The sequence below is a fragment of the Amycolatopsis pittospori genome, from assembly GCF_013870525.1.
In the GTDB taxonomy this organism is placed as follows: domain Bacteria; phylum Actinomycetota; class Actinomycetes; order Mycobacteriales; family Pseudonocardiaceae; genus Amycolatopsis; species Amycolatopsis pittospori.
Genome location: NZ_JACBXD010000002.1, coordinates 142,595 through 166,486, shown reverse-complemented (window position 1 = coordinate 166,486; position 23,892 = coordinate 142,595). Strand labels below are relative to the sequence as shown.

Genomic DNA, 23,892 nt, shown 5'->3' with positions numbered 1-23,892 from the left:
TCGCCGAATCGGAGAGACACCATGTCGACCGACGCCATCGTCTTGCTGAAGAACGATCACGACACCGTCGAGAAACTGTTCAAGGAGTTCGAAAAGGCCGGTCCGAACGCGTACGTCACCAAGCGGAAGATCGTCGACTCGATCATCGAGGAACTCACGGTGCACGCCTACCTCGAAGAGGAGATCTTCTATCCCGTCGCCCGGGAGGCGGTTCCGGATACGAAGGATCACGTGCTCGAAAGCGTGGAGGAACACCACGTCGTGGTGTGGATGCTGAGCGAGCTGGCCGGGATGGATCCCGAAAACGAGCGGTTCGACGCGAAGGTCACCGTGCTCATCGAGAGCGTCCGGCACCACGTCGACGAGGAGGAAGAGGAGTGGTTCCCGGACGTGCGTGAAGCGATGGGGCGTAAGCGTCTGCAGGAAATCGGGCGGCGGATGCTCGACGCGAAGCCGTCGGCGCCCCGTGATCCGCTGAAGTTGCAGAGCGCCACCGCCTAGGAGACCGAGGCCATGGCGGGCGACGTGGACCGTGCGGCCGAAGCCAGGAGATCCAGCTTTTCCGCGTCGGCGGACCCGGCGTCCGGGTGGAACACGACGAGCATCAGGCCCTCGGTTCCGCCGATGCCCAGTCGTTCCCGGTTGAGGGTCAGTTCTCCGACCCGCGGGTGATCGAGCCGGATCGGCGTCCCGCGCTGCCCGCGGACCTCGTGGCGTGCCCACAGCTCGCGAAAACGTGGACTCGCTTCGGCGAGTTCTCCGGTGAGTTCGACGAAGCGAGGATCGTCGACGTCGTTGCCCACGGACTGCCTCAAGTTCGCTACGAAGCATTCCGTGACGTTCTTCCACTCCGGATGCAGCGCCTGCTGCTCCGGATCCAGGAACAGGTCCCTGAGCTGATTGCCGCCTGCGGCGAGACCGGGGGAGAGCGCCCGAGCGAGGGCGTTCGAGGCCAGGATGTCGAAATACCGGCCTTCGATGAAGGCGGGCTGGGCGAGGGAGTCCAAGAGCTTGAGCGCGCCGGCCGGTGGGATCTCCTCGGCCGGTCGCCGTCCGCGCTGCCGGGGTGCCTCCGCGACCAGGAGCCGCAGGTGGGCGAGGTGGTCGTCGTCGAGCCGTAGGACGCGGGCGATCGACTCGAGTACCTGCGGGGACGGGTTGCGATCGCGGCCCCGCTCCAGCCGGAGGTAGTAGTCGGCGCTGATGCCGGCGAGCAGGGCGACCTCCTCGCGCCGCAGTCCGGGTACCCGCCGTACGCCGACATCGGGGATGCCCGCCTGCTGGGGTGTGACCAGCTCGCGCCGGGCCCGAAGGAACGCACCGAGGGCGTTCGAGGTGGACAGAGGGGGTCCTGCCACACCCCGGGTTCGAGAGGGCTCTGGCTGAGGCGGATAGCTGCTCATACCGTCCTCAACGGTCCATCCGGGCCGCGTATTTCGCGAGGAGAGCCATGACCGTCACCTTGATCACCGGCGCCAACAAGGGCATCGGTTTCGAAACCGCCAAACAGCTTCTGGCGCTGGGACACGTCGTCTACATCGGTGCGCGCGACCTCGAGCGCGGCGAGAAGGCCGCGGCGTCGCTCGGCGCGCGATTCGTGCAGCTCGACGTGACCGACGACGCGTCGGTGGCCAGCGCCCTGGAAACGATCGGTTCGGCCGAGGGCAGGCTCGACGTTCTGGTGCACAACGCGGGCGTCCTCGAGAGCGACGTCATCGACGGCCCCACGGCTCTGAGGGTCTTCGACACCAACGCGGTGGGGATCGTGCGCGTCACGGAGGCGGCGCTCCCGCTGCTGCGCGAATCTTCGAATCCGACCGTGGTGACCGTGTCGAGCAGCGCCGGCTCGTTCTGGGCGGTGAACAACCCCGACCGGCCGGAATTCCATCTGCCGCTGACGCTCTACTCCGCGTCCAAGGCGGCCGCCACCATGCTGACGGTCCAGTACGCCAAGTCCGAGCCGGGCATCAAGTTCAACGCACTCGAACCCGGCCCCACCGCCACCGACATGACCGCGGCCTTCGGGATCGGGCGAGCACCGGAGGAAAGCGCCGGGGTCGTCGTGCGCTTGGCGACTCTCGACGTGGACGGTCCGACGGGGACCTTCCAGGACGAGGCCGGGGAGCTGCGCTGGTAAGGCCAAGGCGCACAAGGACATCTTCGTCGGCCGGTTAGGCGCGGTCGCTCGGCCGAAAGCAGCTACACCCGTAGATCATACGCACATGCGTACTAATCTGAGGAGCCTGAAGTTCCCTTCGCGTACACGCTCTGGCTCGTGCGACGTCACCGGTGATCACTTCAGACGTCCTACCTTTGGCCCGTCGGTATCGGGTGTAGCTGAATGTGGGTGTTCGATGGATCGCAGGTCGTTCATGCTGGCCACGGGTGGCGCGGTGGCCGCGACCACCGTGCTCGGCGCTCCGGCGGAGGCCGCCCCCGGCCGGGATCCGCTCGGCCCGGCCGTGCGGTTCAACATCATCAGCGACATCCAGGGAGACCTCGCCGATTTCGGCAAGGCGCTGAACGACATCGAGGTCACCAACCCGCGCGGTGCCGGGCTCGGCGTGGCGGGGGACATCACCCCGCGCGGCTACGACTTCGAGTACGCGCAGGTGCGGTCGGTGCTGGACAAGCACCCGCATCCGAAGAACGTGGCCTGGGCCATCGGCAACCACGAGTTCTACGTGCCGAAGTGGCGGGACCCGGACACGCTCGCGCAGGAGACCTGGCCCAACGGCACCACCGAGGAGTCGTTGTTCCGCAGCTTCTACAACTTCGCCAGGCGCAACACGGTCTACTCGGAGACCTCGTTCGGCGGGGTGCCGGTGTTGTGCCTGGGCACCGAGCGCTACGCCAAGTACCACGACCCGAAGCTCTGGGACGAGGTCTGGCTCAGTGACCGGCAGTTCACCTGGCTGGAACAGCGTCTCGCGTACTGGGACCGGTGGCGCAAGCCGGTGATGGTGCTGACCCATCACCCGCTGCCGAACACCGTGTCCGGTACCCGCAACAAGCTCTACCTCGGCGACTACCTTCAGGCCGACCGCCTGCTCGCGGTGCTCGGCAAATACCGGGACGTGTTCCTGTTCTCCGGGCACACCCACTGGGATCTCAACCTGTCCGACTGGGTCACCCGCCGGGTCGTTCCGGGCAGTGGCAATCTCGAAGGCTTCACGGTGGTCAACACCGGAGCCGTGCAGACCGGCTGGGTGGACGACGGCAAGGGCGGCGAGGTGTCCCTGGGCGGCGGTTTCAACCAGGGCCTCCAGGTAGAGGTGTACCACCGCGCCGTGGTGATCAAGGCGCGCGACTTCACCACCGGCACCTGGCTGAAGCAGATCACCGTGCCGCTGCGAGACAGCCTCTGAAATCCGAATGACCACTTTTCTCTGCGCTTTCAGTGCTGAAGACGCATGAATGGCGTGCCGGCGGGATCAGATTCCGTGGTGCTGGATCAGGGGATACTTCTGGTCGGCTTCGACTCGCCACTGTTGTCGCCGGCACCGCAGAATCACGACCGCCAGTAGCGCGCTGCTCAGCAGGGCCGAGGCCACGGCGAGCGGAATGCTGCCGGACGCCATGGACAGGAGGACGAGGCCGAGTCCGCCGAGGAAGAACGCGGCGACGGACAACGCGGCGGGGCCGGCGGGCTGCCAGACCCACCGGTCACCGTTTTCCACGGTGGCAAGGAGTTCTCGTGCGCTCGTCTCGAGTTCGGGGTCGTTCACCTGGAGATCCAGGATGCGTCGGCCGGCCTCGCGGCAGAGTTCTCGCTGACGGCTGGTGGTCAGTATCGGCCCATGATCACGTGTGACGCTACGCGCTTCCGACGCGCGCCGATAAAGAACCGTGGCCATTTCATGTCGTAAGGTGTAATCCGCCGGACTGTTGGCCAATAACCGTTCCAGTTCGGTAAGTCGTTGCGAGTATTCTTCGTACACGGATCCTCCGAAACGTTATTCGATCCTGTTTGGCGTCGTGCTACGGTCTGCAACTTGCAGAATGCAATGATCGACGAGGGGGTCGGATGCCTGGGATCGCGCAACTCGACGGTCGGCGGCTCGCGGCTGTCGCCGTCGTGGTGAATCTGGTGTGCTCTTCCCTGGTCGGAGTGACATGGGCGCTGTTCGACCGTCCCCCGGGGACGGGGCCGGCGGAAGTCGCCGCGAATCTCACCGGCACCGGTGAACCTCCTGCCATTCCGACCACCACCGCCGAGACGCGGCGACCTCCGCCGGTGACCACGGTGACGCGGACACCTTCGACCACCGAGACGTCGGGCGGCGGAAACTCGTTACCGCTGTCCATGGAACGGGTGAACGGGCCAGGTGGGCTCGAAACCGTGATTCCCCGCGGCTGGCCGACGAAAACGCTCTCCGAACCCGGAAGCGAGCAGGCCACGGATCCCCTCGACGACCGCCGCGTCATCAAGTTCGGCGGGGCGCCTCCGACCGACAGTTCGAGCATCTTCGACTATCACGCCGATTACGAACGCAAGGTCTCGAAGCGTTCCGGTTACGTTCTTCACGCTCTGACGCCGACGTCGGTGCGGGCCCAGGAGGCTGTCGACTGGCAGTTCGAATGGAACGCGCCCGAGGGTCGTCGTCACGTTCGCGCCGTGTACTGGCGGGCCGGTGGCATCGAGTTCTTCGTGTATGCGCACGGGCCCGCCGAGAGCTGGCCGGAGACCGCGTCGATCGTACAGACGATGGTGGATCAGTCGACGCCGTAGCCGCGGAGCCAAAACCACTTGAGAGGAACACATGTCTGCCCCCGGTGCTGACGACACCACGAGATATCTCTGTGCGGCGTCCTATTTGGACCCCGCGTACGGTGGCCGCGCCATCAGCGAGTTCTTGGTCGAGCCGACCCGTCCCGTGCCGCCCTCGCCGGGACTGGACGCGGGAAAGGTCCTCGCCGAAGCCATCCGGGCCCGAGCGCGGCGCAAGAACTACGACGGGCTTCTCATCCTGGTCATGCTCTTCGTGGTGGGCCTGGGATGGGGGAGCACCCTGCTCTACGCGTGGATCGGCCTGTCCGTGCTCTTTTCGATTCCGGGGTGGCTCAGCAGCGTCAAGCCGGGAGGTGAAAGAACGTGGAACCCGAAGGGCGTGATGTTGCTGCTGTTCCTGTTCCCCTTCCTGCTCCTGATGGTCGAGAACGCCGACGACATCTTCGACGGCGGCCCCAGCTTCCTCAGGGGGCTGCCGTCGGAGGGAGACACCGTCCGGCTGGTGATCGCGGTGATTCTCGCCCTCGCCGCAGGGGGCATCGTGGCGTATGAGCGGTGGACCTTGTGGCAGCTGCTGAGCACCAGATTCAGGCGCGGAGCGAACGCCGACTCGAGCGTCCCCGGCATGACCGGCTTTCTCACCGAGGACTTCAGCGAACAACTCGGCCGCTATCACGGTGCGGAACGGCTGGACGGCGTCCCTGGCGCCCCTCTCGTCGTGTATCGCGGCTACAACCCCTTTGTCGGTGCGGGATTCCGCCGCGGTGCCTGGTCGATGGCGATTCCCTTGGAACGCGATCCGGATGCCGGAGAGCTTCGGCCGCTCTCGACGGCCATGCTGTACGACGGAGTCCGTGCCGCGATCGAGCGGCTGCGCACGGCGGGACCGCTCTCGCCTGATCGCCGCCTTTCCGGACTGCGCGTGACCGACATGGTCTTCACCCCGGCGGCCGAGCTGATCGATCACCTCGCGAGTCCCGAATCGCGGAGCTACCTCCAAACGCTGACCGAACCGCCCAGCACGCGGCTGACACCGGCAGAAGTGACTCACCTCAAAGAGGAACCTCGCGAATGGGCGCGCTACTACCAGCGGTTCGAGGTCGAGACGTGGGACAGGGACCTGGTGCTCTCCACGTTCCTGCACCTGGCCGTCGACGAGACCACGCTCTACCTGGAATGGACGCCCTTCGTGCTGCCGCCGATCCGTGCGGAGTACCGAGTGGTCGACAAGATGCGTCCCGATTCCCTGCGACCCCTCGCCCAGGGGCTGCTGATGTGGTTGAAACTGCCGGCGAGCCTGCCGGGAAGACTGCTGAACCTGGTGTCGTGGATCCGGCCTCCGAAGCGGGAGAACGGTGTGATCGACGCCGACCGCTACGGGGTCGCGCAAAGCTTGCGGGAACTCGCCTCGGTGAACCTCTTCGCCGACTATTTCCAGCTCGTCGACATCGAGCGCTACGAGAAGATCATCGAGAGCAGGCTGCTCCCCGCGATCGGGAAGCTTCTCGGTGACGCCGGCTACTCCACCGCGAAGTTCGAGGAACAGGCCGCGGTGGTCGTCAACCAGGACATCACCATCTCCGGCAACAACAACGCGCCCATCACCCAGGCCGGCCTGCTTCGCCGGCAACGCCGGGTCAGCCAGTAGGGGAGAAGATCGTGCACCGGATCAACCAGAAGATCAACGTGGGCCGGGACAACTCGGGGGACATCACCCAGACCGGCGTATCCGGCGATACCGCCGACACGACGAAGGAACTGCTCGACCTGATCGGCCGTCTCCAGGCCGAACTCCGTGGCGGCAACCTGCCCAAACAGGAAGTTCTCGACGACGTCCTCGACGATCTGGCAACGGACGTCAGCCGGGGCGACGGCGAGCCCGCCGTGATGCGCCGATGCTGGGAGAAGGCGAAGAACCTGCTTTCCGGTGCCTCTCAGTTCACCGAGCTGGTCGCCAAGATCTCCGACGAGGTGGAGAAAGTCGTCAGCTGACGCACTCACGTATCGCCCGGGCCGGCGGCTTCCCGTAGTGCGGCCCGGGCCCGGCCTCGCAGCCAGGCGTGCGCGGGGTCGTTGTCGTAACGCTGATGCCAGGTGAGCTGGATGGGGATGGCGGGCATCGCCACCGGCAACGGCGCAACGCGGAGCCCGAGGTCCTGAAGCAGCGGGCGGCTGACGAGCTCGGGGACCGCCGCGACGAGGTCGTGGTGACGGACGAACTGCAGTGCCGCGACGTTGGTCGGGGCGGCGGCGACCACATGCCGTTCGAGGCCCTGTGCCGCCAAGGCGTCGTCGATGGGGTCCCGCAGCCTTCCCCGGCGTGACACGGTGATGTGTTCCGCGGCCGCGTAGTCATCGAGGGTGAGGGCGCCACCGTTGAGCGGGTGCTCCGGGCGCAGGGCGAGCACGAGCCGGTCGTGGCCCACGATCTCGTGACGGTGCTCGGGTGCGGAGGGCGTGGCCGCCCCGGCTTCGAGGTCGATGTCCCCTCGTCGCGGGTCCTGGACGTCGCTGCCGGCTTCGGCCATGAAGCGGAGACGGACGCCAGGTGCCTCGGCTCGCACGGAATGGAGCAGAGCCGGTCCCGCCGCGGCCGCCAGGGCGTCGTGCCATTTCAGGATGAAGGTCCGCTCCAGGGTGGCCAGGTCGACGTCGGTGTCCGGGGAGAGCACGACCTGAGCCCGCTGGACCAGGTCGTGCACGGTCTCGCGGAGGGCCAGGGCACGCGGAGTCGGCGTCATGGTCCGGCCGGTGCGTACGAGGATCTGGTCACCGGTGGCCCGGCGGATACGGCCCAGGGTGCGGCTCATCGCGGGCGCGGTGACGTGGAGACGGGCCGCGGCGCCGGTCACGCTGCCCTCTTCCAACAGAGCGTCGAGGGCGAGAAGCAGGTTCAAGTCCAGTTGCATATGAGTAAACCCAGCCGTAACTAGATTGCATTTGCTGTTAATGATGCCCGCTCTTAGTGTCGAAAGCGAGCCAAGAAACTACGAAATCCCTTCCCAAGGAGTGATCATGGACGTTCTCCCCGCCGTCGTGGCCGTGGTGAAGGCAGCCGGCGAACGCCTGCTCAAGCGATACGACGTCGATGCCCGTCCCGGTGATTTCGGGGAGATCGTCCGCGAAATCGACGCCAACGACGAGGCGATCCTCGAAGTCGTCAAGGAACCTCTGTTGCGGACGCGGCCCGGTTCCCGGTGGGCCGAAGACGAACTGGCGGGCGGACCGCTGCCCGAGGGCGAATGGTGGGTGGTGGACACCGCCGAGGGCAACATCAACCACATCCACGGCATGGGGGAGTGGTCGGTGACCGCCACCCTGGTGCGCGACAACGTCCCGGTGCTGGCCGTCGTGCACGTGCCCTTGACCGGCGAGACCTACACCGCCGTCCGAGGCGGCGGGGCGCACCTCGACGGGGTGCCGTTGCGCGTCTCCGCGAAATCAGAGCTGAAAGCGGCACTCGTCGGCACCGGGCAGGCCAAACCCGGTGAGAAGGAGGAAGACCTCCGCCGGATGGGTTCCTCGGTGACCGCCATGCTCCTCGACGCACTGGTGGTTCGCGTCTCCGTACCCGCGACCATGCAGCTCATCCACGTCGCGGCCGGCCGCATGGACGTCTTTTGGCAGTTCTCCGACGTGCGTTCGGGCCTGCTGCCCGGTGCGCTGCTGGTCGCCGAGGCGGGCGGCATGGTCACCGACACCCGGGGAGAACCGTGGACCTTGGCCAGTAAGGACTTCCTGGCATCCGCCCCGGGGCTGCACGCGCGGGCCGTCACCGTCCTGTCCGAGCAGGTCTGATCACTTTTCCTGCTGTGAAGGGAGAACAGGATGAAAATCGCCGTACTGGGCGCCACCGGCCGGACCGGCAGGCTGCTGGTCGCCCGTGCCCTGGAGCGCGGTCATGACGTCATCGCGCTGGCCCGCAGACCGGAGCAGGCCGATATCTCCGGGAACCTTCGGGTGGTCCGGGCGGACGTGGCCGATCCCGGCAGTGTCGCCGCCGCCGTCGAAGGCGCCGACGTCGTGCTGAGCGGTCTGGGTATCACCAAGACGCAGGATCCCGCGATCCTCGTCGACGGTGCCCGGGAGATCGCCTCGGCCGCGCCCCGCGTCATCTGGCTCACCTCGCTGGGCATGGGCGCCACCCAAGGAGCGCTCGGCACCCTCACCGGCGCGCTCCTCGAACGCGTTCTGCGCTACGAATGGGACGCGAAGGGCGAGGCAGGCCGCGTGGTCCGGGACGTCGGCGGGACCACCGTCCACGCCGGACCCTTGACCGACAAGTCCTATCGGGGCAACGGGAATCTGCTGCGCGCCGAGGAGTACGAGCCCCGGCTCTTCCCGCCCCTGGCGCCGCGCGCCGGGATCGCCGACCTCATGGTCGCGGAAGCGGAGACGCCGCGTTTCCCCGACGCGGACACGGTCGCCGTGTTCCTGCGCCAGACTTATTGAGAGGTAAGGCAAAGGTGGCGTGGTCGGCGCCGGTCGTTGCGTCCGGCCGCGCGGCAGGTGTTGCGAAAGCCACTCTCGCAACGTCGAAGGTTGCGAAAGTGGCTTTCGCAACCTTGACGAGCGGGTAGCTGAGACACGAAACGTTTGCCTTACCCCTCAAGAGAACGTGGCAATCCGGGTCGGGCGCCCTGTGCGTCAAGACTCCTTTGTGGACGTCCTTTCGGCGGAAGCGTTGCTCTCCAGGGGGTTCTCGTGCTCGCGCCGGGTGAGGACCAGTGGGGCGTCCTCGGTGATGGCCACCGTGTGTTCGGAATGGGCGGTGCGGGAACCGTCGGCGGAGCGGATGGTCCAGCCGTCGTCGTCGAAGATGATCCGGTCGGTGGTGCGGGCGAACCACGGTTCGATCGCCAGGGTCAGTCCCGGCTGGAGTTTCAGGCCGCGGCCCGCCTTGCCCTTGTTGGGGATGTGCAGGTCCTCGTGCATCTCGCGGCCGATGCTGTGCCCGCCGAATTCGGTGTTGACCGGATAGCCGTGGCCGGCGGCCACCGCCCCGATGGCCGCCGAGATGTCACCGAGGCGGTTGCCCGGACGCGCCATCTCGATCGCGGCCTCCAGTGCTTCCTCAGTGGCGCGGATGATCCGCAGGTCCTCCTCGGCGGCGGTCCCGACGATGACCGTGCGTGCGGAGTCGGCCGCCCAGCCGTCGATCTTGACCGCCAGGTCCGCGGTGAGCACGTCCCCGTCGCGCAGGGTGTAGTCGTGGGGGAGACCGTGCAGGACGGCGTCGTTGACCGCCAGACAGATGACGTTGCGGAACGGGCCCTTGCCGAAGGACGGCTCGTAGTCCCAGTAGCACGACTCCGCCCCGCGCCGCTCGATCATCCCGCGCGCGTGGTGTTCCAGATCCAGGAGGTTGACGCCCACGTCGGCGATCCGGCCGATCTCGGTGAGCACCTCGGCGACGAACCGTCCGGTCACGTGCATGCGCTGGATCTCGGCGGGCGTCTTCAGTTCGATCACGGGTACCTCACGGTCAGGGTTGGTATTATTATACCGGCACCCTAGCAGGGGTCGGTATAATAATACCAGTCGGGTTGTCGCGTCCACATGAGACGGATCGAGTCGCGCGACGACGGCTACTCGGGAAATTCAGAGTTATTCCAGAGTCGCGAGACCGGCGGTCCCGGTGAACAGGGGGCCGGAAAACGGTTAAAGCCAGTCGATTCATCGTATACGCACCGTGTTCGCATCGTCGTTCATCGTTGGCGGGCGCCTGGATAATCTGGTGAATCTCCAGCCGGCGAGCGCCATCCCGTTACTCGCCGGTGTGTTGTCGATCCTCGGTCCACCACCACCCGCCGACCGGATGGAGAGAGTTCATGGAGGTCGAAGTCCGGCACCTTCGAGTGATCGTGGCCATCGCGGAAGCCGGCAGTGTCAACCGGGCCGCCCGACAGCTCGGGGTCTCCCAGCCCACTCTCGTCGGACAGCTCCGGCGCATCGAGCGTGCGCTGGGCGGCGCGTTGTTCCTGCGCGCCGAGAGCGGTTCGAGTCCGACACCGTTCGGGCACCACGTGCTCAACGACGCCTACGTCGTGATGCGGGGACTTCAGAGCATCCAGCGGGAGGCGCAAGCGCGGCGGGCGGACGGGTTTCCCGGTACCGCGGCGCGTATCGGAGGGCGCTGCGGTTTCGCGCAGGTCGAATTGGTGCGATGGATGACCCGGACCGGCTGGGGCCACGGCGCGCGGCTCCAGGTCCGATACGATCCGCAGGCCGCCGTCGACGAGGTGGCCGACGGGACGCTGGACCTGGCGGTGATCCACGACTGGCCGGGATTCGGCGTGCGGGTACCCGACGGGTTGCGGGAAGTGATCCTCGTGCCGGACGAGCCCGTCTTGGTCATCATGGATCCCGAGCATCCTTTGGCGGACCACGACATCGTGCGGGTGGAGTCGGTCGCCGAACATCCTTGGCTGGACGAGCCCGCCGGGGTGAGCCACTGGCTCGCCTACCTGCACCACGTCGGCCATCAGCGGGGCGTGACGTTCGAGCAACGACACGAGGTGTTGTCCGATGTCGCGGCCTTCGCCCTGCTCTCCGGAAGCAGGTCCATCGCACCCGCCTCGGCCACGTTCTTGGCGCGTGAAGAGAAGCTCGCCCTGCGTGGCCTCGCCGGGAATCCACTCCGTCAGCGGCTGCTCGCGGTGTACCGGCGACGATCGTCGATCGCCGCGCATATCGAGGAGATCTGCGCGCACATCATCGAGATCTATCACCGTCGCCGGGAGTGCAACGACTATTTCAACCAGTGGTGGCTGGAGGAAGGCAGTTCGACGGTACCGACCTTCTGAGCGGGGCCCGTAATCCCAGGCCGCTATCGCGTCGCCCGGAAGTGCTATATCCCGCCGGGATCTCCCCGGCCGCCGGCGAACGATCAACGATGGTGACCTCGCCCCCTCTCGGCTGTTTCCACCACGAACCTAGGAGTCCGATGAACATCGAGAACGACGACCAAGCCGACGCCGGCTCGACGGACAACGAGATCACCCGCAAGAAGATGCTGAAGATGACGGCCATGGCGGCACCGGTCCCGCTCCTCCTGGCTGCGGGAATCGGAGTGAGTTCGGCGCAGGAAGGCGTTATCCGACCGGACGCGAAGGACGGTCTGCTGCCTGCCACTCCGGAATGCCAGGACGGCGATCGGCCGACCGTGGCACAGACGGAGGGCCCGTACTTCACTCCCGGCTCGCCGCGACGCTCCGAACTGGTGGAGCCCGGAATGGTGGGCACCCGGCTGCGTGTCACCGGCTTCGTCTACAACCGGAGTTGCACTCCGGTGGCGAACGCGCTGATGGATTGGTGGCAGGCCGACAACGGCGGCAACTACGACAACCGGGGATACCGGCTACGCGGTCACTTCTACACCGACAGCGCGGGCAAGTTCACCCTGAGCACCATCGTTCCGGGTCTCTACCCGGGCCGTACACGACACCTTCACGTCAAAGTGCAGGCGCCCAACCGGCCCATCCTCACCACCCAGCTCTACTTTCCCGGCGAACCGGGCAACAGCAGGGACACCATCTTCGACCCCCGGCTCCTGATGAAGATGAGCAACGGCGGGGGCGGCCGTGTCGGTACCTACGACTTCGTCCTCAACTTCACCGGCGGGTGAACGGGGACGTCGAACACGGCGACCGGACAGGCCGACGGGGTCCGGCGGGAGGGCCAGCGAGAGCCGGCCTGATCGGTGAGGGGACCGGGTCGCCCTATTCCCATTCCCAGCGGATGCCCGCGACGCCACGCCTGGGATTCTGGGCCGCCATGAGCGCGAAGTGCGCGTTCGTCAAGTGGATCTCTTGTTCGGCGCGGGGTTCGTCGGCGTGTGCGGTCCGGAACTGGTAGCACCGGACGGGAAGTTCCGACGAGGCGAACTGGACGCGGAGTACGTAGAGGCCGACCGATCGGGCGAAGGCGCGAAAGTATTCGTCTTCGTCGATCGGCTGGTCGATGACCGCCGAGTACTCGATCAAGAACGTTTCGCCCGTGTTGTAGACCCGGTCGAGAAGTAGTTCCGTGCCGACCAGCCACCGGGAATAGTCCCTGCGGACCCGGCCGGGCCGGCAGTTCAGCACGGCCTTCACCTGAACCGTGTCGAGGTCGTGGGCGCGGTCGGCGAGGTTCACCGCGAAACACCGGTCCACACCGTCCGCGCCCGCCTGGGCGAGAAACCGTGTCCGGATCTCGTAGAGAACCCGCCCTGGCGCGAGAACCACTTCTTCTTCCGTCTGCAGGACCTTGACGTCATTGGGTATCTCGGGACAGATCTCGCCGATGATCTTCGCGACCGCCGGACCGCCCGGTACGGCGTCGAATCGCAGGTGCTCCAGACCTCCGGCGGACAGTCTGCCTCGAGGGCGGCGCGGGCCGAGCAGGGCTGTCAGGGCGCCGGGGGCGAGGGTGAACAACTCTTCGAGCGCGGCGACCGCCCGCAGGGACTCCGCTCGTTCCGGGCGGTTGAGGCCGGTCTGCCAGCTGCTCAGGGTCCCGACCGCCACCTGGACGCCGCGGCGGGCGAGGCGGCCTTGGACGGCGTGCAGGGTCAAACCGCTGTCGACGATCGCGGATCGAAGCGCGGTCTCGAAGGTGAGGTGTGCCCGTGAGCGCATGGTCGGCCTCCAAACCCCGTGATGGTCCCACATGTCGGGTTCGCCGGGTTCTGGGTTTTTCCGGGGACTCATGGTCTTTCCGCGGCCTGTGTCGGCTCGTCAGGAAGTGAGATGAGCGCGGTCGGTGCTGGGCGGTCGAGATCGCCGAGAATGGCGAGGGCGTGGTTCCAGATGGTGTGAGCGGCGTCGGAGTCGTCGGTGGCGTGGTGGATGTTGCCGAGGTGCGTGAGGGTGCCCGCTTCGTTGTAGCGATCGCCGAGTTGGCGGAACAGCCGGAGCGCGTGCTGATAGCAGGCGGTGGCGTGCCGCGAGGCGCCGAGGTGGTGGTGGGCGTGGCCGAGGCTGTCCCAGGTATGCGCCTCGCCGGCCCGGTCGCCGAGTTTCCGGTGCAGGGCAAGGGCTTGCCGGCAGTGAGAGAGGGCTTGGTGGTGGTCGTCCAGGTGGGCGTGACACCAGCCGATCTGGTTGAGGGCCCTGGCCTGTCCGTCCTGGTGGCCGGTGGCGGTGAACAGGTCGAGGGCTTGCGAGGCGTGGCCGAGTGCCTCGGCGTGGCGGTTCTGCCGTTCGAACAGCCAGGCGAGGTCGAGGTGGGTGTGGGCTTGTCCGGCACGGTCACCGAGCCGGGAGAACAGGGCGAGGGCGGCTCTCAGGTGGGTGTGGGCGTCGGAGTACCCGCCCAGCCGGATTTCGGCGCCCGCCAGGTCTTGGTGGGCTTGGGCCTGGGTGTGCCGATCGGCCAGCCGCCGCGCGCCTACGAGCGCGGCGCGTTGTGCCGTGGCCAGGTCGTGCCAGTGCCCTTGCCGTTCGAGGAAGGTCGAAAGGGACCAGGCCAGCCGGCAGGTGTGGGTGTCGGCCCCGGTACCGACGGCGGTGCCGATGACGGCCAGGAGGGTGGGGCGCTCGGTGGTGAACCAGACCAGCGCCCGTTCGACGTCGGCCGGTCGCTCGACGGTGGTCCCGGCTTCCGGTGCCGTCAGGGCGAAAGGGTGGAAGCGATGCGGGTGGAGCAGCAGGGCCGCGTCGTGCGCGGTGTGCAGGTAATGGTCGAGCAGCCGGTGCCGGACCGTCCGTGGCGGGTCGTCGGCGTCGTGGGCGGTGGCTTGCTCGGCGGCGTAGGCACGGAGCAGGTCGTGGAAGCCGAATCTGCCGGGGGCGTGTTCGGTGAGGAGGTTGGCTCCCGTCAGTTCGGCCAGCAGCGTCCGCGCCTGCCGGAGCGGGACACCGGCGAGGCTGGCGGCGGCCGCCGTCCCGATCTCCGCGCCGGGATGCAGGCCCAGCAGGCGGAACATCCTCGCCGCCGTCGGGTTCAACGCGTGATAGGACCAGGAGAACACGGCACGGACGTCGGTGGCCGGGTCGCCACCGCGGAGGGTGTCCAGCGCGCTGGTGGCATCGCGTAGCTGCGCCACCAGCGTGGCGAGCCGGAAGCCGGGACGGCTGGTGGCCTGGGCGGCGACGATGGCCAGTGCCAGCGGCAGCCGCGCACATCCTTCGATGATCGCTTCGATCGCCAAGGGTTCGTTCGCCACCCGGTCCGGCCCGAGACGGTGAACGAGGAGGTCTCGTGCCTCGGCATGAGGCAGCAGACCCAGGTCCAGCGCGTGAGCGCCTTCGACGGCGACGAGAGGGGTGAACCGGTGTCGGCTGGTCACCACGACCAGGCAGCCCGGAGAACCGGGGAGCAGAGGGCGGACCTGTTCGAGGTCTCCCGCGTTGTCCAGAACCACCAGCATCTGCTTGCCGGCGAGCGCACTGCGGTAGAGGCCGGTCAGCGCGTCACGATCCACCGGGAGCCGCGCCTCGGGAACACCGAGAGCGCGGAGGAACCCTCGCAGCGCGTCGGCGGGGTCGAGCGCGGATCCGGCGGTGCCGAACCCTCGCAGGTTCACGTACAACTGCCCGTCCGGGAACCGGGCGGCGACCCGGTGAGCCCAGTGCACGGCCAGCGCGGTCTTTCCCACTCCGGCGCTGCCGGACACCGTGGCGATCGCCACCGGTGCGGACTTGCCCGGCAGGATCGCCTCCAGTTCGGCCAGTTCGCCGCCGCGGCCGGTGAAGGAGCGCACGGCCGGCGGCAATTGCGCCGGACGGGCCGCGGCCGAAGACGTGGCGCGCGCGAGGAGCAGGCGCGAGTCCTGGGCCAAGACCTGCCGATGGATTTCGGAGAGCCCGGCGGAGGGCTCCACGCCGGAATCCTCGATGAGCACCTCGCGGGCCCGGTGGAACGCGCTCAGCGCGTCGGCCTGGCGTCCGGCCCGGTACAGGGCCGTCATCAGCTGACCCCAGAGCCGCTCGTGCCCGGGGTGCCGTGCGAGCAGACCCTCCAGTTCGGCGACCAGAACCTCGTTCTTCCCGGTCGCCAGATCCGCCGCGATCCGATCCTGCACGGCGGTCAGGCGGAGCCGCTCCAGCGGGGTGCCTTCGGCGTGAAGCGCGGCGGTGTCGGTGAATTCGCCGTACGCCTCGCCGCGCCACAACGCCAGCGCCGAGGCCAACCGTTCGGCGGCGGCGTCCGGCTGCCCCGCGTCGAGGGCCCGCCGCCCGGCCACGGCAAGCCGTTCGAACCGTCGCGCGTCCAGCATGTCCGGCTCCCGGCGCAGCGCGTAGCCGGGCGGCCGCGTCACGATCAGATCTTCCGCCCCGGTCCGCCGCAGCGTCTTGCGCAGCCGCGAGACATAGGTGCGCGTCGTCCGCGCGGCGTCCGGCGGGGCCTCCGTCCTCCACAGGCTCTCCACCAGCGCCGCCACGCTCACCGCGCGGCCCGCGTCGGCCGCCAGCAGCGCCAGCACGAGACGTAACCGGGGGCCGCCCAAATCCTCGACGACCCGGCCGTCCACGGCGACCTCCAACGGGCCGAGCACGCCGACGGTCCACTCACCGTGTGCCGGTACCGGCCCGACTTCTCCCACGGTCCCGCACCACCCGCCCTGCTCTGCCGAGAAACGCGTCGGTGACATGAGCCGAGGTGGCCAGGCCCAGATACGTCGACTCGTCCGATCGGCCAGGGCCGGCCGCTCCGGCGGAAGGACTGTCGACCGGCTGTCGACGGCTTGTCGACAGCCCCTGCCACGGTGAGTTCGCCGACGAGGTCTAAGTCTCGAACCGGATCGACGGGAACTGGCCCTAGAAACGAAATCCGGCACGGAAACAGGGATAAGGGGAGAATGCCATGCGAAAGTCAGTGTTGAGTATCGGGGCGATGGCGGCCGTGTTCGGTCTGTCCGTCGCGCCTGCCGCCGTCGCGTCGTCCGGCTCGGCGGGGCAAGGAGGTGCCGGCACGCTCGCGTCGGTGGTCATCTCGGCCAAGCGGATCCCGGTGGACAACCGCTACATCCCGCCGCGGGTCGGGGGAGACGCCGAGTTCAACGGGCACGGTCCGGACGTCTTCGCCAGCGCGACGCTGGTGGGAGTGGGCACGAATCGCCTGCGGGTCAGGATCTTCATGGACGCGATCGAAACGAGGGCCGACTTCACGCACGCGAGGGGGACGTCGCCCGACTTCCTGATCTACGTGGCACCGCCGGGGCAGTGCGTCCGGAGCGTCAGCCGGGGAGGATATGAGGAAATCCGCTATCGCGACACCGATCACGCGGTCGACGCGTTCGCGGGTCAGGTCACGGACAGCTTCGTCAGTGGCTGGTCCTTCGTCGGGGACACCGACGGTTCGGAAGCGGGCACCAGAACGGGTGCGGCCCTGACCACCTTCAGTTTCGTCGCCGACGTACAGCCCTGCTGAGGCCGGACCGGTCCGGCTGACCGGCGGTGTCGCAGGTACGCCTGTGCCGCGCCGGTCAGCCGTGCCGCCCTGTTCGGCGGTACCGCCGAGGTCTAGGCTGATTACGCGCCTTTCTCGATGGCGCACCGGACATCCGCTCCGGACTTCGGCGGCGCTGGCAGGTTTCGCCGACGCCCAAGGGGGCCGCGGATATGTCGTCAACCTCGTCCGAAGTGAAGGTCGAGCGGCCGATCCACGCCGCGAGCGTCACGGCCGGAGTCGGTCTGCTGCTCATGTCGGTGCTGGCCGGTTTCGGCAAGTTCGTCGCGGTGGACGGGCTGGTGACGCCAGGAGACGCGGCGCGGACGGCGAGGGACATCACCGAATCCGCGGGGCTTTTCCGGCTCGGTATCGCCAGTCTTTTCCTGGTGATCGCGCTCGACGTCGTCGTGGCGTGGGGACTGTATCGCGTGTTCAGCCCGGTGAACCGGAATCTCTCGATGGTCGCGGCGGCGTTCAGACTCGTGTATTCGGGGGTCTTCCTCGTCGCGATCGGTCAGCTCTTCGGGCCGCTTCGCCTGTTCGCGGGCGATGCCTACCTCGGGGTGTTCGACGCGGATCAGCTGAATGCCCAGGCATTGCTGGAGATCACCGCGTTCGCCGACCTGTGGATGATGTCCCTCGGCTTGTTCGGAATCCATCTGCTCGTCTTGGGCTACCTGGCGTATCGATCAGGGTATGTGCCGAGGGTGCTGGGTGTCCTGCTGGCCGTCGCGGGGCTCGGCTACGTGATCGACACCTTCGGCGTGCTGTTCTCCCCGAATGGCTGGACCGATGTCTCCACCTACACGTTCCTCGGCGAGTTCCTCCTGGCGCTGTGGCTCGTGATCCAGGGCCGACGGGTCACCTCGACCGGTTCCTCCAACTGAATAGAGAGTGAATTCCCATGGCTGCACCAGAAAGATCGATCAGCCCTCCGGACGCCGGCCCACTCGACCGGCCGAGCGGGCCGACGACGGCGTCCACCCGCAAGACCGCGGTCCTCATCGGACTCCTGTTCCTCGCCGCCACGGTCGCGTTCATCTTCGCCGACTCGCTCACCAGCGGGGTACTGGGCAGCCCGGACTTCCCGGCCGGCGCCTCCACGCAAACCGGAGCGCTGGCCACCGGTGCCCTTCTGCTGGCCGGGCAGTTCGGGGTGGTGGGCATCGCCGTCCTCCTCTTCCCCTTGGTGAAACACCACGGCGAAGCACTGGCGTTGGCGCACATCGGCTTCCGAGTCACCGAACTCGCCGCGAGCCTGTTCTACCTGGCCGTCCCGCTGATGGTGATCGAACTCGGGGCCGGCCTGCGTGACGGCACGATCGACGCCTCCACGTCGGCGAGTCTCGGCGCTTCGCTGAAAGCGCAGCAGGGCGTCGCCACCATGCTGATCTATCTGGTCGTCACCGCGGCGGGCCTGTGCATGTCCATCCTGCTCCACCGATCGGGACTCGTCCCGCGCTGGCTCGCGGTCCTCGGCATCGTCAGCTATCCGACGTTGCTGGCCGGATGCGTCCTCGACCTGTTCGGCGTGGTCGACGTGACCCAAGGCGTCGGGCTCGTCGCGCTGGTCCCGGGCGGCGTCTTCGAGGTGGTCCTGCCGATCTGGCTGTTCGTCAAGGGATTCACCTTCCCGGTTCACACCCGGAGCCAGGCGATCCCGCGATAGGTGGCGCCCGCCGCGTCGAATCCGTAGCCGATGATGACCGTGCCGGTCCGGTTGATGTGCTGGGCCACCATCGCCACGAGACCGGGCGGCGACGGCAGCGGGATCGGGATCGCCTCGGCGTCCCAGTGCACGGGCCGGACCGATCCGTCATTCACGGATTCCCCGACGACCGTTCCGGCGTCGTCGATGTCGAAACAAGTGGTGGCGACGTCGGACGGAAGCGGGACCAGTCTGGTGGGCCGGCCGGCGGCGTCCCACCGGACGCAGGTCGCGTGCCGGTCGGTGGTCACACCCCATCCGATCGCGGCGCCGGAGCCGGTGATCCGGACGGCCTGGCCCGCGGTGAACCCCGGATCGCCTTCCAGCAAGGTGGTTCCGCCGTCGCGCTTCCACACCACGCCGTCGCCGAGGACCGCGCCGGGGTCGTTGATGTCGCAGGCGGTCGCGCGGCGAGGCGGAGGCAGTTTGCTGATCTTGCCGGTGCGGTCCCACCGCACCGCGGCGCGGATACCGGCCCCGTCCCTGGCGGATCCGGCTACCTCGTCCAGCTCGTTCATCCCGTGTGCCTGGGTCTCGCCGTTCCCCGGCAACGTGCCGAGGCATACCGGTTCGCCATCGGGATCCCAGCGCAGCGCTCGCGAGTGGTAGCCGGGTCGCATCGCGTTCCCCAGGATCGATCCGCGTCCGTTGATCCGGATCGCCGTGCCGGACACCATGCCGTCGGGAAGCACGAGGCCGTGCACGCGGCCGTCCGGATCCCAGCGCACGGGGTGGAGATCCTCGCCGCGGTAAAGCGCTCCGGCGACGACGCCCGACGCGTTGACACTTCCGCCGCGTCCGCCGGAGAAACCGTCAAGGGCGGGGAGCGCCGAGGGAAGTCCGTCGAGATCCCAGCGGGCGGGCCGTGAACCGGACTCGCCGACGATCGTTCCCGCGTCGTTGACGGCGTACGCGCAGGTACCTTCGCCGTCGGCCAGCGGCCGGAGGTCGATCGCGGTGTAGCCGGTCGCCTCGGCTGGTGTCGCCTGCGGAGTGGACGGATCGGGCACGGCTGCGAAGCCTAGTGACTGAAGGCTTGCAACGGTGGAAAGTGGACTGACCGGGTGAAAATCGGTGTCGCCGGAACGCCACCCGTCCCGTCAGGACACTCCTTTTAGGACAGCGGCCCGCGGCGGCCGGGGACGACGATTCGCCGGCAAGTGCCGTTGGCCTGGTCCGGCGGGGCTTAGGTCCCGACGATAGGTGTCCTCCGTACCTGCGCGCCGCTCTCCGCCGGGAGCACCGTTTGAACCCGAAGCGGTGCGGGAGCGGAGGCGGGACATGGTGGAGCGAGAGCGGCGGGGACGCTGACCTCGAACTACCGGGTTTCGCCCAGGCACTCATGCGCTTCGGCTATCCGTCCGGGACGGTGCCGAGCAGCCCGCGCCGCGCCGTCGACGAACTACTCGGACGCGGGTTCTGAGACCAGGCCACGTAAGACGGAAACAGGGAAACGGGGACGAAGTCATGCCGGAACACTCGGGTCAGGCCGTGGTCGTCGGAATCGACGGTGCGGAATCCGCCTCGCGGGTGGTGCGCTGGGCGGCCGCCGAGGCCCGCCACCGCCACGCCGAACTGCGGTTGGTCCACGCGATCGACGACGAAGAGCTGCGCTATCCACGTTCGCTGCCGCTGCACGAGGACCTGGCCGAGAAGGCGCGGATGCGCGGGCATCGCCTGCTGCGCCACGCTCGCGAGGTCGCCCGGGAAGCCGATCCCTCGATCGAGGTCGTCGCGATCCTGCGGCACGAGAGGCCGGCACAAGCGCTGCTCGCGGCGTCGGAGGACGCGGCGCTGCTGGTACTGGGGGCCGAGCAGATCCGGCCGCTCGGCCGGGCGCTGGTCGGCTCGGTGGCGATCGCCGTGGCGACGCACGCCCGATGCCCGGTCGCGGTGGTGCGTCCCCATGTCGCGGAAGACGAGGCTCCCGCCGAAGGCCCGGTCGTCGTGGGCGTCGACGGTTCACGGGCGAGCGAGGCGGCGCTGGCCCTCGCGTTCCAGGAGGCGTCCTGGCGGGGCGCGCCGCTGGTCGCCCTCCACTGCTGGGACGACGCCTTCCTCTCGGCCCTGTTCGCCGAGGCGCGATGGACCCTGGACACCCGGGACATCGAGGAGCGGGAGGGCGAGGTCCTGGCCGAGCGCTTGGCAGGCTGGCAGGAGACCCATCCGGACGTGCCGGTCGAGCGGGTGGTCACCCGGGGCCGGGCGTCCGACGAACTGCTCGGATACGCCGACCGTGCCCGGTTGCTGATCGTCGGCAGTCGCGGCCGGGGCGGGGTCGCCGGGATGCTGCTCGGTTCGACCGGCCAACGGGTCCTGTCCGCCGCGCTCTGCCCGGTGATCGTCGCCCGTGCACGGGAAGACGGGAAACGGTGATCGGCGCGGGTCTCGCCCGGGAACCGGCGGGTCTCACCGACGACGAGGCGGAGGCCACGTTGCGGCGGGACGGACCGAACGTCCTGCCGGCACCGAAACGGAAGCACCCGGCGCTCGTGCTGGCCGGCCAGTTCGTCCATTTCTTCGCGATCATGCTGTGGGTGGCCGCGGGGCTGGCCTTGGTCGCCGGGATGCCCGCCCTCGCCATCGCGATCGCGGTGGTCGTGCTGTTGAACGGCGTGTTCTCCTTCGCGCAGGAATACCGCGCGGATCGCGCCGCCGAACGCCTGCGCGATCTGCTGCCGGTGCGGGCGACGGTGCGCCGCGGCGGACGCGCGAAGGTGGTCGGCGCGGTGGACCTCGTCGTCGGCGACGTCGTCCTGCTCGAAGCAGGCGACCGGATCTGCGCCGACGGGAGCCTGATCGAAGCCGGACGGCTTTCGGTGGACGAATCCATGCTGACCGGCGAGAGCCGCCCCGTCCGGCTGGAGCCGGGCGGCACGGTGCACGCCGGTACCTACGTCACCGAGGGCCACGCCGCCGCCTTGGTGACCGCCACCGGTGCCCGCTCGCGGCTGGCCGGGATCTCGGCGGTGACGGCGGGCGCGGTGCGGCCCCGGAGTCCGCTGACCACGCAGCTGCACCTGGTGGTCCGGGTGATCGCCCTGGTCGCCGTCGTGGTCGGCTGCGTCTTCTTCGGCACCGCGTTCGGACTCGGCCGCACCGCCACGGAAAGCCTCCTGTTCGCGATCGGGGTGACGGTCGCGCTCGTCCCCGAAGGGCTGCTGCCGACGGTCACGTTGTCCTTGGCCCGTGCGGCGCAGAAGATGGCGGGCCGCAAGGCTCTGGTGCGACGGCTCGAAGCCGTCGAAACCCTCGGGGCGACCACCTTCATCTGCACCGACAAGACCGGAACCCTGACCAGGAACGAAATGTCGGTCGTGCGGGTGTGGACGCCCGCCGGGACCGTGACGGTCACCGGGGAGGGATACCGGCCTTCAGGTGAGCTGAGCGGGACGCCGGGAGCGGTGGCGGCCGCGTCGGCTCTCGCCGATTCCGCGGCGCGGTGCTCGCCGGATGCCCACGCCGTCGAACAGGCGGGACAGTGGAAGCCGGTCGGCGATCCGATGGAGGTGGCCTTGCACGTCCTGGCCGCACGCGCGGACGTGCCGCCACCGCCGTCGCCGATCGAGCGACGTCCGTTCGATCCGCACCGACGGCGTTCGTCCTCGACCGACCGGGACGGAGTACACGTGTCCGGTGCCCCGGACAGCGTCCTGCCGTTGTGCCTGGGGGTGCCGGACGAGGCGGAGGACGCCGTCACCGCGATGAGCGCGGAGGGCCTGCGGGTCCTCGCCATCGCGCACCGCGGCCGGGCATCCACAGAGGACAGTGAGCGCGATCTGGAACTTCTCGGGCTGGTCGGTCTCCAGGATCCGCCGAGGCCCGACGTCGGCGCCGCGATCGCCTCCTGCCGCCGAGCGGGGATCCGGCTGGCGATGATCACCGGCGACCATCCCGGCACGGCGGCCGCGATCGCCGCCGAAGTCGGCCTGATGGGCGAGAGAAAACTCGTCGTGGAGGGAAAGAACCTGCCCGCCGACGACGGTGAGCTAGGCGAACTGATCGACGTCGACGGTGTCGTCGTGGCGCGAGTGGCTCCGGAGGAGAAGCTGCGGATCGCCAAGGCGCTGCAGGCGCGGGGACACGTCGTGGCGATGACCGGCGACGGGGTCAACGACGGTCCCGCCCTCCGTACCGCGGACATCGGCATCGCGATGGGGGCCTCAGGCAGCGACGTCGCCCGGGAAGCAGCGGATCTCGTACTGCTCGACGACCACTTCGGCACCATCGTGGGTGCCGTGGAGCTCGGGCGGGCGACCTTCGTCAACATCCGCCGCTTCCTCACCTATCACCTCACCGACAACGTCGCCGAGCTGACGCCGTTCGCGGTGTGGGCGCTCGCCGGCGGGCAGATCCCGCTCGCCATCACGGTGCTGCAGGTGCTGGCGCTCGACATCGGCACGGATCTGCTGCCCGCCGTGGCACTCGGGGCGGAGCCCCCGAACAAGCGCACGATGGCCGGGCCCGCGCGGGGTGGATCCCTCATCGACGGCAGGCTGGCCCGCCGGGCCTTCGGCGTGCTCGGGCCGGCGGAGGCCCTGATGTCGATGGCCGGGTTCCTGATCGTGCTGCTCGCCGGCGGATGGTGGTTCGGCGATACGCCCGACCCCGATCTGCTCGCCGTCGCGTCGGGCACCGCGTTCGCGGCCATCGTGCTCGGCCAGCTCGCCAACGCCTTCGCCTGCCGCAGCGAGTCACGTTGGATCGGCCGGGTCGGTGTCCTGGGGAACCCGCTCCTGTTGTACGCCCTCGTGTTCGAACTCGGGATGCTGTCGCTGTTCCTGCTGCTGCCGCCGTTGCCCGGTCTGCTCGGCGGCGCCTTCCCGGGGCCGCTCGGCTGGGTGCTGGCGTTCGCCACCGTTCCGGTGGTCCTGCTGGCGGACACCCTGCACAAGGCCTTCCGGGCGCGGACCCGGTGATGGTCGTCGGGTGGACCCGGACCGGGGGAAAGACGTGCCCCGCGAGGGACTTTGGTCCCTCGCGTTCGGTCCCTCCGGCGTGGAGAGAACCCCATGAGGCTCTGGAGGCGGGCCCCGCGGCTCCAGCAATCTGGTTGAGGACGCGGTCGTCGTGA

The 23,892-nt window shown here is 68.5% G+C and carries 23 protein-coding genes; 16 read left to right on the top strand and 7 right to left on the bottom strand.

What is annotated here, in order from left to right:
- Positions 1-21: 21 nt before the first annotated feature.
- Positions 22-501, top strand: coding sequence for a hemerythrin domain-containing protein (locus tag H5J31_RS01930; protein WP_181770652.1), 480 nt, complete (start codon positions 22-24; stop codon positions 499-501).
- Here H5J31_RS01930 and H5J31_RS01925 read toward each other — a convergent pair.
- A complete protein-coding gene (locus H5J31_RS01925) occupies positions 498-1,358 on the bottom strand; it encodes a helix-turn-helix transcriptional regulator (protein ID WP_328701345.1) in 861 nt (286 codons plus the stop codon). The genes H5J31_RS01930 and H5J31_RS01925 overlap by 4 nt on opposite strands.
- Before the next feature lie 92 nt (positions 1,359-1,450).
- Between H5J31_RS01925 and H5J31_RS01920 the strand changes: the two genes are divergently transcribed.
- Entirely contained in the window at positions 1,451-2,137 is a 687-nt protein-coding gene (locus H5J31_RS01920; RefSeq protein WP_181770650.1) for an SDR family NAD(P)-dependent oxidoreductase, read from the top strand.
- Between the two features lie 217 nt (positions 2,138-2,354).
- On the top strand, positions 2,355-3,368 hold the full coding sequence (locus tag H5J31_RS01915; protein WP_181770649.1) for a DUF4073 domain-containing protein: 1,014 nt from the start codon (positions 2,355-2,357) through the stop codon (positions 3,366-3,368).
- 66 nt (positions 3,369-3,434) lie between these two features.
- Here the strand turns inward: H5J31_RS01915 and H5J31_RS01910 are convergent, their stop codons facing one another.
- The gene (locus tag H5J31_RS01910) at positions 3,435-3,941 is read right to left on the bottom strand and encodes a hypothetical protein (RefSeq protein WP_181770648.1); all 507 of its coding nucleotides are present in this window, start codon (positions 3,939-3,941) and stop codon (positions 3,435-3,437) included.
- 86 nt (positions 3,942-4,027) lie between these two features.
- On the opposite strand from H5J31_RS01910, the gene H5J31_RS01905 reads away from it, so the two are divergent.
- From H5J31_RS01905 to H5J31_RS01895, 3 genes are read left to right on the top strand one after another with little or no spacing between them, the layout of a single operon-like run.
- Positions 4,028-4,732 carry a hypothetical protein gene (locus tag H5J31_RS01905; RefSeq protein WP_181770647.1) on the top strand — a complete coding sequence of 235 codons (705 nt, stop codon included), beginning with the start codon at positions 4,028-4,030 and terminating at the stop codon, positions 4,730-4,732.
- Positions 4,733-4,763: 31 nt separating this feature from the next.
- Positions 4,764-6,380, top strand: a complete 1,617-nt coding sequence (locus H5J31_RS01900) for a hypothetical protein (RefSeq protein ID WP_181770646.1) — start codon at positions 4,764-4,766, stop codon at positions 6,378-6,380.
- Positions 6,381-6,391: 11 nt separating this feature from the next.
- On the top strand, positions 6,392-6,724 hold the full coding sequence (locus H5J31_RS01895) for a hypothetical protein (RefSeq protein ID WP_181770645.1): 333 nt from the start codon (positions 6,392-6,394) through the stop codon (positions 6,722-6,724).
- Positions 6,725-6,729: 5 nt separating this feature from the next.
- Here the strand turns inward: H5J31_RS01895 and H5J31_RS01890 are convergent, their stop codons facing one another.
- Positions 6,730-7,641 carry a LysR family transcriptional regulator gene (locus H5J31_RS01890; protein WP_181770644.1) on the bottom strand — a complete coding sequence of 304 codons (912 nt, stop codon included), beginning with the start codon at positions 7,639-7,641 and terminating at the stop codon, positions 6,730-6,732.
- A gap of 106 nt (positions 7,642-7,747) precedes the next feature.
- Here H5J31_RS01890 and H5J31_RS01885 point away from each other — a divergent pair, with 106 nt between their 5' ends.
- Complete coding sequence (locus H5J31_RS01885; RefSeq protein WP_181770643.1) at positions 7,748-8,530, top strand: inositol monophosphatase family protein; 783 nt, start codon at positions 7,748-7,750, stop codon at positions 8,528-8,530.
- A 30-nt stretch (positions 8,531-8,560) separates the two neighbouring features.
- Positions 8,561-9,184 carry an NAD(P)-dependent oxidoreductase gene (locus H5J31_RS01880; protein WP_181770642.1) on the top strand — a complete coding sequence of 208 codons (624 nt, stop codon included), beginning with the start codon at positions 8,561-8,563 and terminating at the stop codon, positions 9,182-9,184.
- Positions 9,185-9,379: 195 nt separating this feature from the next.
- Here H5J31_RS01880 and map read toward each other — a convergent pair whose 3' ends face one another.
- On the bottom strand, positions 9,380-10,204 hold the full coding sequence (gene map / locus H5J31_RS01875; RefSeq protein WP_181770641.1) for a type I methionyl aminopeptidase: 825 nt from the start codon (positions 10,202-10,204) through the stop codon (positions 9,380-9,382).
- Between the two features lie 359 nt (positions 10,205-10,563).
- Between map and H5J31_RS01870 the strand changes: the two genes are divergently transcribed.
- Both H5J31_RS01870 and H5J31_RS01865 read left to right on the top strand, forming a co-directional pair.
- Complete coding sequence (locus H5J31_RS01870; RefSeq protein ID WP_181770640.1) at positions 10,564-11,538, top strand: LysR family transcriptional regulator; 975 nt, start codon at positions 10,564-10,566, stop codon at positions 11,536-11,538.
- Between the two features lie 140 nt (positions 11,539-11,678).
- Positions 11,679-12,359 (top strand): dioxygenase family protein, encoded by a 681-nt coding sequence (locus H5J31_RS01865; protein WP_181770639.1) that lies wholly within the window; start codon positions 11,679-11,681, stop codon positions 12,357-12,359.
- A 94-nt stretch (positions 12,360-12,453) separates the two neighbouring features.
- Here H5J31_RS01865 and H5J31_RS01860 read toward each other — a convergent pair whose 3' ends face one another.
- On the bottom strand, positions 12,454-13,353 hold the full coding sequence (locus H5J31_RS01860) for a hypothetical protein (protein ID WP_181770638.1): 900 nt from the start codon (positions 13,351-13,353) through the stop codon (positions 12,454-12,456).
- Positions 13,354-13,421: 68 nt separating this feature from the next.
- Positions 13,422-16,262, bottom strand: coding sequence for an AfsR/SARP family transcriptional regulator (locus tag H5J31_RS01855; RefSeq protein ID WP_181770637.1), 2,841 nt, complete (start codon positions 16,260-16,262; stop codon positions 13,422-13,424).
- Positions 16,263-16,522: 260 nt separating this feature from the next.
- Here H5J31_RS01855 and H5J31_RS01850 point away from each other — a divergent pair, with 260 nt between their 5' ends.
- From H5J31_RS01850 to H5J31_RS01840, 3 genes are all read left to right on the top strand, one after another.
- Complete coding sequence (locus H5J31_RS01850) at positions 16,523-17,089, top strand: hypothetical protein (RefSeq protein WP_181770636.1); 567 nt, start codon at positions 16,523-16,525, stop codon at positions 17,087-17,089.
- Positions 17,090-17,280: 191 nt separating this feature from the next.
- On the top strand, positions 17,281-17,997 hold the full coding sequence (locus tag H5J31_RS01845) for a DUF4386 domain-containing protein (RefSeq protein WP_181770635.1): 717 nt from the start codon (positions 17,281-17,283) through the stop codon (positions 17,995-17,997).
- Positions 17,998-18,014: 17 nt separating this feature from the next.
- Entirely contained in the window at positions 18,015-18,779 is a 765-nt protein-coding gene (locus tag H5J31_RS01840) for a DUF4386 domain-containing protein (RefSeq protein ID WP_181770634.1), read from the top strand.
- On the opposite strand, the gene H5J31_RS01835 is transcribed toward H5J31_RS01840, so the two are convergent.
- Positions 18,749-19,828, bottom strand: coding sequence for a hypothetical protein (locus H5J31_RS01835; RefSeq protein ID WP_181770633.1), 1,080 nt, complete (start codon positions 19,826-19,828; stop codon positions 18,749-18,751). The two genes, H5J31_RS01840 and H5J31_RS01835, sit on opposite strands and share 31 nt — an antisense overlap.
- Before the next feature lie 236 nt (positions 19,829-20,064).
- On the opposite strand from H5J31_RS01835, the gene H5J31_RS39720 reads away from it, so the two are divergent.
- Genes H5J31_RS39720 through H5J31_RS01820 form a run of 3 tightly spaced genes read left to right on the top strand, consistent with a single transcriptional unit; the run spans position 20,065 to position 23,737 of the window.
- Entirely contained in the window at positions 20,065-20,241 is a 177-nt protein-coding gene (locus H5J31_RS39720) for a hypothetical protein (RefSeq protein WP_236004502.1), read from the top strand.
- A gap of 44 nt (positions 20,242-20,285) precedes the next feature.
- Positions 20,286-21,194: a universal stress protein gene (locus H5J31_RS01825; RefSeq protein ID WP_181770632.1), complete on the top strand. Its 909-nt coding sequence runs from the start codon at positions 20,286-20,288 to the stop codon at positions 21,192-21,194.
- Complete coding sequence (locus tag H5J31_RS01820; RefSeq protein ID WP_181770631.1) at positions 21,191-23,737, top strand: cation-translocating P-type ATPase; 2,547 nt, start codon at positions 21,191-21,193, stop codon at positions 23,735-23,737. The genes H5J31_RS01825 and H5J31_RS01820 overlap by 4 nt, the downstream gene beginning before the upstream one ends.
- Positions 23,738-23,892 lie beyond the last annotated feature (155 nt).